The sequence below is a fragment of the Rathayibacter festucae DSM 15932 genome (assembly GCF_004011135.1).
Lineage (GTDB): Bacteria > Actinomycetota > Actinomycetes > Actinomycetales > Microbacteriaceae > Rathayibacter > Rathayibacter festucae.
In genome coordinates, this window is record NZ_CP028137.1 from 2,937,994 (window position 1) to 2,951,922 (window position 13,929).

The window sequence follows — 13,929 nt, forward strand, 5'->3', positions numbered from 1 at the left end:
CGCCATTCCTGAGCGAAGCTCGATCCACCCCTATTGGAGGGCCGAGGTGAGCCGCGCCAGATTGTCGAGGATCGTCGAGCGCAGCGGCTGCTGGCGCCATTCGCGCAGCGTCAGCTCGCGGGAGTGCTCCCGGTAGTCCTGCTGCACCTCGCGCAGGTCCTCGACGAAGTCGGCGCCGCGCACCATCAGCGACACCTCCAGGTTGAGCGTGAAGGAGCGCATGTCCATGTTGCTCGAGCCGATCACGGCGACGTCGTCGTCGATGGTGAAGTGCTTCGCGTGCAGGATGGTGGGCTTCCGGTACATCCAGATCCGCACGCCGGCGGTGAGCAGCGTCTCGTAGTAGGAGCGCTGCGCGTGGTAGACGACGGCCTGGTCGCCGATCTCGGAGACGAAGAGCTCGACGTGCACGCCGCGGCGGGTCGCGGTCGTGATCGCGTAGAGCATCGCCTCGTCCGGGACGAAGTACGGGCTCGTGATGATGATCGACTTCTGCGCCGAGTAGAGCAGCGCGAGGAAGAGGCGGAGGTTGTTCTCGCCGTCGAAGCCCGGACCGCTCGGCACCACCTGGCAGTCGATGGTGTCGCGCTGCTGCAGCGCCTCCATCGGCTCGGACTCGCGCAGGAGCAGCTCGTCCGTCTCGCTGTACCAGTCGGTGATGAAGATGGCGTTGATGCCCTGCACCACCGGGCCCTCGAGGCGCACCATCAGGTCGTGCCAGTGCAGGCCGCGGCGGATGTTGCCGCGCTTGTTGTAGCTCGAGTCGACGACGTTCTGCGAGCCCATGAACGCCGCGTTGCCGTCCACGATCAGCAGCTTGCGGTGGTTGCGGAGGTCCGGGCGCTGGTACTGGCCGAGCCACGGGCGCACGGGCAGCATGTACGACCAGCGCGCGCCGGCCCGCTCCAGCGCGCGCAGGCGGCGGTGCGTCCCGGTGTAGTAGCCGGGCACGCGGATGGACGCGATGTGGTCCAGCAGGATCCGCACCGTCACGCCGCGGGCGACGGCGCGGTCGAGCGCGTCGAAGAACGGGGCCGTCGTCGCGTCGGCGGCGAGGATGTAGAACTCGCAGTGCACGTAGCGGCGGGCGCGGTCGATCTCGTCCGCCATCGCGCGGATGGTCTGCTCGTAGCCGCCCTGCAGGCGGGCGTCGTTGCCGCCGACGAGGGGCATCGCGCCGAGGTTGCGGTTGAGGGTGACGACGGACTCGAGCCAGAGCGGCCAGGGGTGGTTGCGGGCGACCCGGTCGATGCCCTCGGTCGACTCCAGGATGAAGCGGTTGATCTCCTCCTGCTTGCGCCGGCGCTTGCGCGGCAGCCGGTAGCTGCCGATGAAGAGGAAGAGCAGGATGCCGACGTAGGGGATCAGGAAGATCGCCATCAGCCAGGCGAGGCCGGTGGTCGGGCGGCGGTTGCGCGGGACGACGATGACCGCGATCACGCGGACGACGAGCTCCACGACGATCGCGCCGACCGCGAGGACCAGCGACCAGTCGGGAGTGTTCACGCCGGGCTCTACGCCGCGTCGCGCGGGGGCAGTCCGCGGCGGGCCCGCTCCTGCGCCTCGATGCGGTCGTAGGCGCGGCGCTCGTTGCGGTCCGAGCGGATGAGCGCGCGCATGATGAACCAGAAGAGGAGCCCGATGGTGACGGTCGGCACGAGTGCCCACAGTCCTTGATTCCACAGCTCCCAGTCCATAGGGCGATCCTACCCGGCCCGGCCGGGAGCGGGCCCGGAGCGGCCGCTCAGCGAACGGGGCCGGGCGGACCGGTCCTTCGTCCGCCCGGAGCGGCTCAGCTGCTCTCGATCGACTGGTTGAGGGCCGACGCGTCGGCGTTCAGCCCCTCGAGCTCGGTGCGCAGGCCGTCGTAGACCGCGATGTCCGCGTCGATCGCGGCACGAGTGGCGTCGATCGCCTCGCCCCGCGCGAGCAGGTCGGCCCGCTCGGCGTCGAAGGCGGCGTCCGAGGCGAAGTCGCCGCTGTCCGCCCGGGCGTTGAAGGAGTCGATCTCGGCGTTCAGCGCGTCGTACTCGGCGTTGTTGGCGTCGATGCGCGCGGTGAGGTCCGCGTACATCGCGTCGATGCGGCCGACCAGTTCGGTGATGCGGTCCTCGAGGTCGGTGAAGACCGCCTCGTACTGGGCGTTCAGGCCGACCACGATCGAGCGGTCGGCGAAGTACTCGGCGTAGTGGGCCTCGAGCGCGGGCGGCAGGTCGGCGACCTCGGTGCCGAGGATCGAGTGCAGCTCGTTGACGCGCTCGCCCAGGCCTCCGGTGCGGTAGAGCTCCAGGCGCTCGGCGATCGGGCCGTCCTGCGGCAGGGCGGCGTAGGCCGCCTCGAGCTGCGCGCCGACCTCGGCCTGCTCGGCGGCGTCCAACCGGACCCACGCGGCGTGCAGCATCTCGTGCGCGGCGGTCACGTCGCGGATCCCGTCGAGGTCGGGGTTCTCGACGTCGGAGATGTAGATGTCGCTGCCGGTGTAGCAGCCGAGCACGATCTCGTCGGAGGCGCCGTAGCCGCAGAGCGCGTTGAAGCCGGCCGTCGGCTCGACCGAGGGGTTCGAGGCGAAGTAGAGGGCGCGGCCGCGGGTGGACATCGCGGTGCGGTCCGCGAAACCGGTGATCGTGCCGTCGGGGGTGAACGACTCGGCGGCCCGCTGATCCGCCAGCGCACGGCCGACATCGGCGGAGTCGACGAGCACCGAGCCGGCGACCGCCGCGCCCACGCCGAACTGCGCGAGGGTGAGGACGCCGGCGACGACCGTCGCGACGATGCTGGATGCCCTGACCACGCCTCGAACCTACTTGACCAGCGGGAAGAGGATGGTCTCGCGGATCCCGAGACCGGTGACGGCCATCAGCAGCCGGTCGATGCCCATGCCCATGCCACCGGTCGGCGGCATGCCGTGCTCGAGCGCGCGGAGGAAGTCCTCGTCGAGGCGCATCGCCTCGTCGTCGCCGGCCGCGGCCTGGAGCGCCTGCTCGACGAAGCGCTCGCGCTGGACGACCGGGTCGATCAGCTCGGAGTAGCCGGTGGCCAGCTCGAAGCCGCGGACGTAGAGGTCCCACTTCTCGACGACGCCCGGGACACTGCGGTGCGCGCGCACCAGCGGCGAGGTGTCGACCGGGAAGTCCATGACGAAGGTGGGCCGGACGAGGCCGCCCTTGACGAAGTGCTCCCAGAGCTCCTCGACGTACTTGCCGTGGGTGGGCACGTGCACCTCGACGCCCTCGCGCGCGGCGAGCGTCTCGAGCTCGACCAGCGGAGTCTGCGGGGTGATCGCGATGCCGGCGGCCAGCGAGAGGCTCTCGTACATCGAGATGCGGTCCCACTCGCCGCCGAGGTCGTACTCGGTGCCGTCGGCCCAGGTGACCACGTGGGAGCCGGCCACGGCGAGCGCCGCGTTCTGGATCAGCTCCTGGGTGAGGTCGGCGATGCTCGAGTAGTCGCCGTAGGCCTGGTACGCCTCGAGCATCGCGAACTCGGGCGAGTGCGTCGAATCGGCGCCCTCGTTGCGGAAGTTGCGGTTGATCTCGAAGACGCGGTCGATGCCGCCGACGACGGCGCGCTTGAGGTAGAGCTCCGGCGCGATGCGGAGGTAGAGCTCGGTGTCGAAGGCGTTCGAGTGCGTGGCGAAGGGGCGGGCCGAGGCGCCGCCGTGCATCACCTGGAGCATCGGGGTCTCGACCTCGAGGAAGCCGTGGTCGACGAAGGTCCTCCGGAGGGACGCGTTCACGGTCGAGCGGGCGATCACGGTCTCGCGGGCCTGCGGGCGCACGATCAGGTCGAGGTAGCGCTGGCGCATCCGGGTCTCGTCGCCGAGCTCGTTGTGCAGGTTCGGCAGCGGGAGGATCGCCTTGGCCGCGATGCTCCACTCCGACACCCAGACCGAGAGCTCGCCGCGCTTGCTGGAGAGCACCTCGCCGGCGACGAAGAGGTGATCGCCCAGGTCGACGAGCTCCTTCCAGCTCGCCAGCGACTCCTCGCCGACGTCGCCGAGCGAGACCATCGCCTGGATCCGCGAGCCGTCGCCGGCCTGCAGCGTCGCGAAGCAGAGCTTGCCGGTGTTGCGCTGGAAGACGACGCGTCCGGCGAGGCCGACCCGCTCGCCGGTCTTGACGTCGGGCTCGATGCCCTCGTGGCGCGCGCGCACCGCGGCGATGGTGTCGGTGACCGCGACGGAGACCGGGTAGGCGCCGCCGCCGAGGTCGTCGCCGGCCAGCTCGATCAGGCGCTCGCGCTTGGCCAGGCGGACGGCCTTCTGCTCGGAGGCCTCCTCGGGCGTGGGCTCGGACGGGGGCACGGGGGCGCCGGGGGTGTCGACCATGTCAGAACGCGGGTGCTTTCGGTTGGAGGCGGCGGGCGCGATCAGGCGAGCAGGATCGGGCCGTTGTCGAGGAGCCGGGTGGAGCCGACGACCGCGGCGACGAGCACGAGGGCCGGGCCGCGGTGGTCGTCGTCGACCGGCAGGAGCGTCGCCGGGTTCGCGACGACGAGGTAGTCCAGCTTAACCAGCGGCTCGCCCATCGAGGCGGACTGCGCGGCCGCGATCACGGCGTCGATCCCGCGATCGGCGGCGGAGGCGGCGGCCTCGAGCAGCAGCGGGATCGTCCGGGCGGCGCGGCGCTCGCGGGCGTCGAGGTAGCGGTTGCGGCTGGAGAGCGCGAGGCCGTCCTCCTCGCGGACGGTGTCCACGCCCTCGATCGCGACGGGCAGATCGAGGTCGCGGACCATCCGGCGGACGAGGAAGAGCTGCTGCGCGTCCTTCTGCCCGAACATTGCGACGTCCGGCTGCACGATGTGCAGGAGCTTCGAGACGACGGTCAGCATGCCGTCGAAGTGGCCGGGGCGCGAGCGGCCCTCGTAGAGCGAGCCGACCTTCCCCGCGACGACGCGGGTGGAGGAGGGGCCGTCCGGGTACATCTCGGCGACGCTCGGCGCGAAGACGTGCGCGACGCCGCGCTCCTCGAGCAGGGCGACGTCGGCCGCGAGGTCGCGCGGATAGCGGTCGAGGTCCTCGTTCGGGCCGAACTGCAGCGGATTCACGAAGATCGAGACGACGACGACGTCCGCGATCTCCCGCGCCCGGTCGACCAGGGCGAGGTGCCCGTCGTGCAGCGCGCCCATGGTCGGCACGAGGGCGATCCGCGCCCCGCCGCGCCGAGCCTCCCGCAGGGTCTCCCGGAGCTCTCCGATGCGTTCGATGGTGCTGATCACCCGAGAACCCTACCGGCGAGGCGGAGTCCGGTGATCGAGGAGCCCGCGCAGCGGCCGTATCGAGATCCACCGGCGTCAGAGCAGGAGTCTGCAGACCCGCCCTGCTGATGACGGCGGGTCTCGATACGCGCCTGCGGCGCTACTCGACCAGCATGGGGCGCGCCTCCGGCGCCGTTCATGCTGATCAACTGGCCCGCGCAGCGGGCACCCTTCCTGCTGATCGAGGAGCCCGCGCAGCGGGCACCCTCCATGCTGATCGAGTAGCCCGCGCAGCGGGCGTATCGAGATCCACCAGCGTCAGAGCAGGAGTCTGCAGACCCGCCCTGCTGAAGACGGCGGGTCTCGATACGCGCCTGCGGCGCTACTCGACCAGCATGGGGCGCGCCTCCGTCGGCGGGGCGGCGTCAGCCGGCCGCGCGGCGGAGGGCGTCGTCGACGGAGGAGCGGACGAGGCTGGAGAGGAAGAAGCCGGGCTTGTCGACGCCGATGCCGGCGAGGAGGCCGGCGGCCTGCTCGACGATGGCGGTCGAGAAGGTGGTGGCGGTGGAGACGGCCTCGGCATAGGCGGGGCGGTCCGCCTCCGCGACGGTGACCGGCTCGCCGCCCATCTCGACGACGAGGGCCTGTGCGATCGGCAGCACCGGGCCGGGCGCGGTCACGGCGAAGTAGGTCTCGGCGAGGCGCGCGAGGTCGAGGCTGGTGCCGGTGAACGTCATCGCCGGGTGCACCGCGAGCGGGATGACGCCCGACGCCAGGGCGGGCGCCAGCACGCCGAAGCCGTGCTCAGCGGCGGTGTGCAGCACGAGCTGCCCGGGCTGCCAGGCGCCGGTCGCGGCGAGGCCCGCCACGAGGGCCGCGATCTCGGCGCCGGGGACGGCGATGATCACCAGCTCGCTCCGCTCGACGAGATCGGGGATCGCGAGCACCGGAGCGCCGGGCAGCAGGGCGTCGACGCGCTCGCGACCGGCGTCGCTCGTCGTGGCGACGCCGACCACGGCGTGCCCGGCGTTGGCGAGCGCGGCACCGAGCACCGGGCCGACCGGTCCGGCGCCGATGATCCCGACGCCGAGGCGTCCGTCGCGGCGGGCGTCAGGCATACGGATCCCCCTCGGGTGCGGCCCACGCGTCGCGGGGCGTCGGAGCGGCGGCGGGCCGTCGCCCCCAGTGGTGGCTGGCGTCGCGCTCGGCCGCGGCGGTCCCGGCGCGGCCCACGCTCTCGAAGAAGGCGATTCCGTCGCTGACGCTCATCACCGGCACCAGCGGCGTGACCGGGCCGGCGACCGTGTGCACGCGCGCCGAGGCCAGCCCGAGCATCCGCTGCAGCGGCCCCTGCTGCACACCGACGCTCTGCATCCGCGCGAGCGGGACGACCGTGACGCGGCGCCAGACGGCTCCGCTGCGCAGGACCACGACGTCCTCCGCCAGCCGGAAGCCGGTGCGCCGCCAGGAGAAGGGCCGCAGGAGCATCGCCGAGCGGGGCGCGCTGGTGAAGCCGGGGGCGTCCCGGCGGCGCAACGCGTCGCCGACCGGGGTCGCCTCGGCGCCCTCGTCGTCGCCGGGCAGCAGCAGCGCGAGCACGCGCTCGACGGCGGCGAGGTCGCCGACCGGGAGGATCGTGGTGTTCGGCTCGCCGTTCGCACCGCGCGAGGCCGCGTGGCCGGCCCGGTCGATCTTCACCTGCCACCAGCCGAACGGCCGCCAGAGCAGCGGCTGGGTGATCTCGACGGCATGGATCCGGCCGGGCGGCAGGGTGTCGCTGCTGGTCGAGAGCACGCCGTAGCCGACCCGCACGCCGTCCGGCGTCGCGGCGATCGAGTAGCGCAGCGAGCGGACGAACTGGCGGATGTAGTAGCTGCCGGAGCCGATCAGGCCGGGCAGGATCGCGATCAGCACGTAGGGCGAGCCGTAGACCGAGGTGAGCACGACGGCCACGATCGCCACCACCAGGAACACGGTGAAGCCGCTGAACACCAGGGAGCCGAGCAGCCGCCCGGGCGGGATGGAGACCACCGACTCGGGCGGCGCCTGCTCCTCCGGCTCGGCGAACTCCTCAAGCCGGCGGGCGAGGAAGCCGCCGGCCGGCGCCTCCCCTGCGACGGCCTCCCGCTCGCGCACCCCCGACGCCAGCCGCAGGATGTCGCGCCGCAGCGCGTCGACCAGCCGCGAGCCGAGGTAGGAGAGCTGCACGTTCGCGTCCTGCCCGGCGACGCTGACCTCGAGCTTGGCCGCGCCGAACAGCCGGGCGAAGAGCGGGCGCTGCACGGCGATGCCCTGGATGCGGTCGAGCCGCGCGCGCCGGTTGGTGCGGAACAGCACTCCCGAGCGCACCTCGACGATCTCGTCGGTGATGCGGAAGGTGTGCATCCGCCAGGACAGCCAGAAGGCGAACACGGCGACGGCGAGACCGGCCGCCACGGCGAGCAGCGCCCAGCCGATCAGCCCGCGATCGATCAGGGCGTCGACCGGGTCGCCGCTCTCGTAGTCGCCCGGGCCGGGGAGGAAGAGCTCGAGCAGGCGCTCGCGGAGGTTGGTGATCAGGATGCCGAGGACCACCAGCAGGCCGATCCCGCCCTTGAGCACGGGCGTCGCGGGATGCAGGCGGTGCCACTCGCCGTCGGCGAGGTCGGTCTCGATGCCGCGGACGGCCGCAGGAGCCTCGCTCACAGGCCGGCCCGGCGCGACTCCGCCAGCTCGACGAGCCGATCGCGCAGCTCCTCGGCGTCGCCGTCGACGAGCCCGGGGATGCTGACACCGGTCGCCGCGGCGGCGGTCACGAAGCGCAGGTCGGCCAGGCCGAGCGCGCGGGCGAGCGGGCCGCGGTTGACGTCGATCAGCTGCATGCGGCCGTAGGGCACCGAGACGAAGCGCTGGAACATGATGCCGCGGCGGAAGAGCAGGTCGTCCTCGCGCAGCCGGTAGCCGTACGCGCGAGCGCGGCGGGGGGCGACGATCAGCAGCGTGACGGCGAGGATCGCCGCCGCGACGACGAGGATCCAGGCCCAGTCGACGCCGATCAGCAGCAGGAAGGTCGGCACGGCGAGGAGCACCACGCTGGAGACGACGGCCGAGACGACCTCGACGGCCACGTACTTCGGCGACACGCGCCGCCACGGACCGGCCAGGTCGAGGCGGCCACCGGTCGCGCGCTCGGGTCCGGCGGAGTCGAGCCCGACGCCCTCCGGCCGGACCGCGTCACGCTCCGGCTGGACCGCGTCCGGCTCCGGCTGAACCTCGTCTCGCACGGGCCGGACCGACTCGCGCTCCTGCTCGAGCGCCGCCTCGCGGCTCCGCGCCTCACGCCGGCTCAGCGGCTCCGAGCTCGGCGGCTCCGGGCTCAGCGGCTCCGGAGCGGCCGCGGGGGTCGCCTCCTGGTCGTCGGCCATGATGACGTCCTCCCTGCCTGCGTCCGAGCGGGCGTCGGCGTCAGGCGTGGTTCACCTCGCCGACAGCGGGGTCGTCGTCGTCGGTCGGCGGGATGGTGCACAGGTGCTCGGCGACCAGACCGGCCACCAGCAGGACGATCGCGCCGACGATGGCGGCCACGTCCTGCCACACGGAGCCTAGCGAAGGCACCACGGGCCGGCTCAGCAGGTAGACGAGCACCCCCCCGGAGGCCCCGAGCAGCAGGGCACCGACGAGACTCGACGCCTTCGCCAGCACGACGACGCGCATCGCGCGGAACGGGTCGATGGGGCGGCGGAGCGTCCCCTTGGTCGCGCGGTGGATCGGGATCGCGAAGCCGATCACGAGCGCCGCGACCACCACGAGCGTGAGCGGGACGGTGAGCGGCGGGATCAGCACCGGGCGCCCCGCGGAGGCGATGGCCAGGTCGATCAGGAAGCCGGCGACGGCGCCGACGAGGGCCAGGCCGAGCAGGGAGCTGATGCGGGTGCGCTTCACGGAGTGCTGCTCTCGGGGTCGGTGCGGCCGGGGGCGGGGGCGGTCTCGGAGGTTCGCGGGCGCCGCCACGCTATCGCCTCGGGCCGGTCGGTCACCCGGTCCGTCGCGCGGGCACGCAGCTCGGCGATCGGGCCGCGCCCCGGCAGGACGGCGTGCGGCTCCACGTCGAGCCACGGCTCGAGCACGAAGGCGCGCTCACCGGCGCGGGGGTGCGGGAGGGTGAGCTGCGCGTCGTCGCGGACGACCCCGCCGACCGCGATCAGGTCGATGTCGAGCGTGCGGTCGCCCCAGCGCTCCTCGCCCTCGCCGCGGACCCGCCCGCCGGCGCTCTCGATCGCCGCCGTGGCGGCGAGCAGGTCGTCGGGCTCGAGGGTCGTCGAGCCGATCACGACGGCGTTGAAGTAGGCGGGCGCGTCCTCGTCGGCGCCCTCGAGCTTCCAGGCCGGCGACTCGACCACCTTCGAGACCGCGTCGAGGCGCAGCCCGGGGGTCGTCGCGAGCGCGCGGACGGCGGCCTCCAGCTGCGCGAGCCGGTCGCCCAGGTTGCTGCCGAGGGCGAGGACGACGCGGCGCTCGGGCAGCAGCCGCTGCTGCCGCGGCCTCACGGGCGGACCCGGGTGATCTGCACCGCGACGTCGTCGAACGGCAGCGGGATGGGCGCGTCGGGCTTGTGCACGGTGATCCGCACCACCTCGGCGGCGGCGAAGCTCAGCGCGACCGCGGCCAGGCGCTCGGCGACGGTCTCGATCAGATCGACCGGGTCGCGGGTGACGGCGTCGGCGAGGGCGATCGCCAGCTCGCCGTAGTGCACCGTCTCGGCCAGCGCGTCGCCGCTCGCCGCGGGAGCGAGGTCGAGCCAGACCGTGGCGTCGATGACGAAGTCCTGGCCGTTCTCGCGCTCGAAGTCGAAGACGCCGTGGTGCGCGCGCACGCGCAGGCCCGTGAGGGTGATCGAGTCGCGCAGCGCGAGCGCGGCGGCGTCGAGCGTCGGCGGAGTGGCGGCGGAGCGGGCGGGGTCGGTCACGGGAGCTCCTCCTGGAGGCGGGCGCCGAGCGCGAGGGCGCGGGCGCTCGAGCGGACGTCGTGCACCCGGACACCCCAGGCGCCGCGGTCGACGGCGGCGAGACTCAGCAGCGCCGTCACGTCGTCGCGCTCCGCCGCGGTCGAGCCGGCCGGAGCGAAGGGGGCGAGGAAGCGCTTGCGGGAGTGGCCGACCAGCACGGGCAGGCCCAGCGAGACGATCGCGTCGAGGTGCGCGAGCAGCGCCCAGTCGTGGCCGCCGTCCTTCGCGAAGCCGAGTCCGGGGTCGAGGATCAGGTGCTCGTCGCGAATGCCCGCCGCACGGGCGGCGTCCACGCGGCGCTCGAGCTCGGAGCGAACCTCGGCGACCACGTCGGCGTAGGAGGCGAGCTCCGTCATGCCGGCGCTGTGACCGCGCCAGTGCATCGCGATGTAGACCGCTCCGCGCTCCGCGACCAGCGGGAGCATCGCCGGGTCGGCGAGCCCGCCGGAGACGTCGTTGACGACGACCGCGCCCGCGTCGAGGGCGGCCTCCGCGGTCGCGGCGCTCATGGTGTCGATGCTGACCCGGACGCCCTCGGCCGCGAGCGCGCGGACGACGGGCAGCACCCGCCCCTGCTCGGCCGCGGCGTCGACGCGCGCGGCACCGGGGCGGGTCGACTCCCCGCCGACGTCGACGAGGTCGGCGCCGAAGGCTGCCGGGCCGTCGCCGGACGAGCGGGTCATCCCGAGTCCGTGCTCGACCGCGTCGTCGACGGACAGCCAGCGACCGCCGTCGCTGAAGGAGTCGGGGGTGACGTTGAGGATCCCGAGGAGCGCGGCGCGGTGGCCGGGTGCGAGATCGGTGACGGCGAGGCCCACGTCAGGCCTCCCGGGCGGCGCCGATCAGCGCGATGATCTCGGCGCGCGCGGCGGGGTCGGCGAGGGTGCCGCGCGCGGCGACGGTGACGGTCGAGCTGGCCCTCTGGCGCGCGCCGCGCAGCCTCACGCAGCCGTGCTCGGCGTCGACGACGACCAGGACGCCCTCGGGCGAGAGGCCGGCGTCGAGGACGTCCGCGATCTGCTCGGTGAGCCGCTCCTGCAGCTGCGGCCTGGACGCGACGGTCTCGACGACCCGAGGGAGCTTGCCGAGGCCGACGACCCGCTCACCCGCGCGGTAGGCGATGTGCGCGACGCCGGCGAAGGGCAGCAGGTGGTGCTCGCAGACCGAGCGGAAGGCCAGGTCGCGAACCACGACCGTCTGGGTCGCCGGCGGCTGCTCCCCCTCCTCGACGACCGCGAAGGTCTCGGCGAGGTGCGAGGCGGGGTCGAGGTCGAACTCGCCGAAGAACTCCTCGTACGAGTCGGCGAAGCGCTGCGGGGTCGTCGAGAGCCCCTCGCGGCCCGGGTCCTCCCCGATGGCCGCGAGGAGCTCGGCGACGGCGGCCTCGATGCGCGCCCTGTCGACCGGCACGGTGCTGCTACGCCGTCGTCGGGCGCGGGTTGATCAGCGGCGGCCGCTGCGGGGCGGCGGGCTCGGAGCTCTCCGAGACGACCGCGCCGTCGGTGGCGCCGGCGTCGATCGGCGCCTTGGCCGGCGGCATGGCGATCGGCGGGAGGTCGGAGAGCGGGCGCTTGTCGCTCGAGAGCCACTGCGGGCGCTCGTCGATCTTGCGGACGTCCTTGAAGATCTCGGCCAGCTGGTCGTGGTCGAGGGTCTCCTTCTCGAGGAGGTCGGCGGCGAGGCGGTCGAGGATGTCGCGGTTGGCGTTGATGACCTGCCAGGCCTCGTCGTGCGCCTGCTCGATCAGCTGCCGGGTCTCGAGGTCGACGCGCTCGGCGACCTGCTCGGAGTAGTCGCGCTGGTGGCCCATGTCGCGGCCGAGGAACATCTCGCCCGAGGAGGAGCCGAGCTTCACGGCGCCCACGTTCGAGGACATGCCGAACTCAGTGACCATCTTGCGGGCGATCGAGGTCGCCTTCTCGATGTCGTTCGAGGCGCCGGTGGTCGGGTCGTGGAAGACGATCTCCTCTGCGACACGGCCGCCCATGGCGTAGGCGAGCTGGTCGAGCAGCTCGTTGCGGGTGGTCGAGTACTTGTCCTCGAGCGGCAGGACCATCGTGTAGCCGAGGGCTCGGCCGCGCGGGAGGATCGTGACCTTGGTGACGGGGTCGGTGTGGCGCATCGCCGCGGCGGCGAGGGCGTGGCCGCCCTCGTGGTACGCCGTGATCAGCTTCTCCTTGTCGCGCATGACGCGCGTGCGGCGCTGCGGCCCGGCGATGACGCGGTCGATCGCCTCGTCGAGCGCGCGGTTGTCGATCAGCTGCGCGTTGGAGCGGGCGGTGAGCAGCGCGGCCTCGTTGAGGACGTTCGCGAGGTCGGCGCCGGTGAAGCCCGGGGTCTTGCGGGCGACGACCTCGAGGTCGACTCCGCCGGCCAGCGGCTTGCCGCGGCCGTGCACCTCGAGGATCTTCTTGCGGCCGAGCATGTCCGGGGCGTCGACGCCGATCTGGCGGTCGAAGCGGCCCGGGCGCAGCAGCGCGGGGTCGAGGATGTCGGGGCGGTTGGTCGCCGCGATCAGGATGACGTTGGTCTTGACGTCGAAGCCGTCCATCTCGACCAGGAGCTGGTTGAGGGTCTGCTCGCGCTCGTCGTGGCCGCCGCCCATGCCGGCGCCGCGGTGGCGGCCGACGGCGTCGATCTCGTCGACGAAGATGATGGCCGGCGAGTTCTCCTTGGCCTGCTGGAACAGGTCGCGGACGCGGCTCGCGCCGACGCCGACGAACATCTCGACGAAGTCGGAACCGGAGATCGAGTAGAAGGGGACGCCCGCCTCACCCGCGACGGCGCGGGCCAGCAGGGTCTTGCCGGTGCCGGGAGGGCCGTAGAGCAGGACGCCCTTCGGGATCCGCGCGCCGACGGCCTGGAACTTGGCGGGCTCCTTGAGGAACTCCTTGATCTCGTGCAGCTCCTCGATCGCCTCGTCGGCGCCGGCGACGTCGCCGAACGTGACCTTGGGCGACTCCTTCGAGACGAGCTTCGCCTTCGACTTGCCGAACTGCATGACGCGGTTGCCGCCGCCCTGCATGCCCGAGAGCATCAGCCAGAAGAACGCGCCGATCAGGAGGATCGGGAGGAGGAAGCCGAGAGCGGAGAGGAACCAGTTGGTCTGCGGGACCTCGTCGTCGTAGCCGTCGGACGGGGCAGCGGTGGTGACCGCGTCCACGACCTCGGCGCCGCGCGGTGCCACGTAGTAGAACTGCACCTGCTTGCCGTTGTCGCCGTCGTCCTGCGCGAGGGTCAGGTCGACGCGCTGCTCGCCGTCGACGATCTTCGCGGAGTCGACCTTGCCGTCGGAGAGGAGCTGGAGCCCCTCCTGCGTGCTGATCTGCCGGAAGCCCGACATCGTGATCAGCGAGGAGCCGATCCAGACGGCCACGATCGCGAGGACGACGTAGAGAATGGGACCCCGGAAGATGCGCTTGACGTTCATGAATGTTGCGGGCGCAGGCCCGGCACCTTTCTGACGAGGAAATGTGAGTGTCAGGCTACCTCCCGCTCTCTGAGCGCGCGCCACGCGTTCGCCCTGGGCGGAGGAAGCGCGGGCTGGGCGCGGGGCGGCGGGTGCTCGGCGCGCGGGACGGGCTCCGGACGCTGCCTGCATGCTGATCGAGCAGCCCGCGCAGCGGGTCCGCTCCATGCCGATCGAGCAGCGCGGAGCGGGTCCGCCCCCTGCTGATCGAGCAGCCCGCGCAGCGGGTCCGCTCCATGCTGATCGAGTAGCCCGCGGAGCGGGCGTATCGAGATCCACC

14 protein-coding genes are annotated in these 13,929 nt (G+C 72.8%); all 14 read right to left on the minus strand.

Annotated features, from left to right (window positions below):
• Positions 1-30: 30 nt before the first annotated feature.
• On the minus strand, positions 31-1,506 hold the full coding sequence (cls, locus tag C1I64_RS13545) for a cardiolipin synthase (protein ID WP_123446792.1): 1,476 nt from the start codon (positions 1,504-1,506) through the stop codon (positions 31-33).
• Positions 1,507-1,514: 8 nt separating this feature from the next.
• Positions 1,515-1,697, minus strand: a complete 183-nt coding sequence (locus C1I64_RS13550; protein WP_123446793.1) for a hypothetical protein — start codon at positions 1,695-1,697, stop codon at positions 1,515-1,517.
• 95 nt (positions 1,698-1,792) lie between these two features.
• On the minus strand, positions 1,793-2,791 hold the full coding sequence (locus tag C1I64_RS13555; protein ID WP_127887555.1) for a hypothetical protein: 999 nt from the start codon (positions 2,789-2,791) through the stop codon (positions 1,793-1,795).
• Positions 2,792-2,800: 9 nt separating this feature from the next.
• On the minus strand, positions 2,801-4,327 hold the full coding sequence (gene lysS / locus C1I64_RS13560; RefSeq protein WP_127887556.1) for a lysine--tRNA ligase: 1,527 nt from the start codon (positions 4,325-4,327) through the stop codon (positions 2,801-2,803).
• Between the two features lie 41 nt (positions 4,328-4,368).
• Positions 4,369-5,217, minus strand: a complete 849-nt coding sequence (panC, locus tag C1I64_RS13565) for a pantoate--beta-alanine ligase (protein ID WP_127887557.1) — start codon at positions 5,215-5,217, stop codon at positions 4,369-4,371.
• A 404-nt stretch (positions 5,218-5,621) separates the two neighbouring features.
• Positions 5,622-6,314 carry a Rossmann-like and DUF2520 domain-containing protein gene (locus C1I64_RS13570; protein WP_123705524.1) on the minus strand — a complete coding sequence of 231 codons (693 nt, stop codon included), beginning with the start codon at positions 6,312-6,314 and terminating at the stop codon, positions 5,622-5,624.
• A complete protein-coding gene (locus tag C1I64_RS13575; RefSeq protein ID WP_127887558.1) occupies positions 6,307-7,881 on the minus strand; it encodes a PH domain-containing protein in 1,575 nt (524 codons plus the stop codon). The genes C1I64_RS13570 and C1I64_RS13575 overlap by 8 nt, the downstream gene beginning before the upstream one ends.
• The gene (locus C1I64_RS20885; RefSeq protein WP_127888575.1) at positions 7,878-8,339 is read right to left on the minus strand and encodes a PH domain-containing protein; all 462 of its coding nucleotides are present in this window, start codon (positions 8,337-8,339) and stop codon (positions 7,878-7,880) included. The genes C1I64_RS13575 and C1I64_RS20885 overlap by 4 nt, the downstream gene beginning before the upstream one ends.
• A gap of 301 nt (positions 8,340-8,640) precedes the next feature.
• Positions 8,641-9,117, minus strand: a complete 477-nt coding sequence (locus tag C1I64_RS13585) for a DUF3180 domain-containing protein (RefSeq protein ID WP_123446799.1) — start codon at positions 9,115-9,117, stop codon at positions 8,641-8,643.
• Positions 9,114-9,722, minus strand: coding sequence for a 2-amino-4-hydroxy-6-hydroxymethyldihydropteridine diphosphokinase (folK, locus tag C1I64_RS13590; RefSeq protein ID WP_127887559.1), 609 nt, complete (start codon positions 9,720-9,722; stop codon positions 9,114-9,116). Before folK ends, C1I64_RS13585 begins: the two co-directional genes overlap by 4 nt.
• On the minus strand, positions 9,719-10,141 hold the full coding sequence (folB, locus tag C1I64_RS13595) for a dihydroneopterin aldolase (protein WP_243581149.1): 423 nt from the start codon (positions 10,139-10,141) through the stop codon (positions 9,719-9,721). Before folB ends, folK begins: the two co-directional genes overlap by 4 nt.
• Positions 10,138-10,998, minus strand: a complete 861-nt coding sequence (folP, locus tag C1I64_RS13600) for a dihydropteroate synthase (RefSeq protein ID WP_127887560.1) — start codon at positions 10,996-10,998, stop codon at positions 10,138-10,140. Before folP ends, folB begins: the two co-directional genes overlap by 4 nt.
• A 1-nt stretch (position 10,999) precedes the next feature.
• Positions 11,000-11,590, minus strand: coding sequence for a GTP cyclohydrolase I (gene folE, locus C1I64_RS13605; RefSeq protein ID WP_123446802.1), 591 nt, complete (start codon positions 11,588-11,590; stop codon positions 11,000-11,002).
• 7 nt (positions 11,591-11,597) lie between these two features.
• Positions 11,598-13,610, minus strand: coding sequence for an ATP-dependent zinc metalloprotease FtsH (gene ftsH / locus C1I64_RS13610; protein ID WP_123705529.1), 2,013 nt, complete (start codon positions 13,608-13,610; stop codon positions 11,598-11,600).
• Positions 13,611-13,929: the final 319 nt, after the last annotated feature.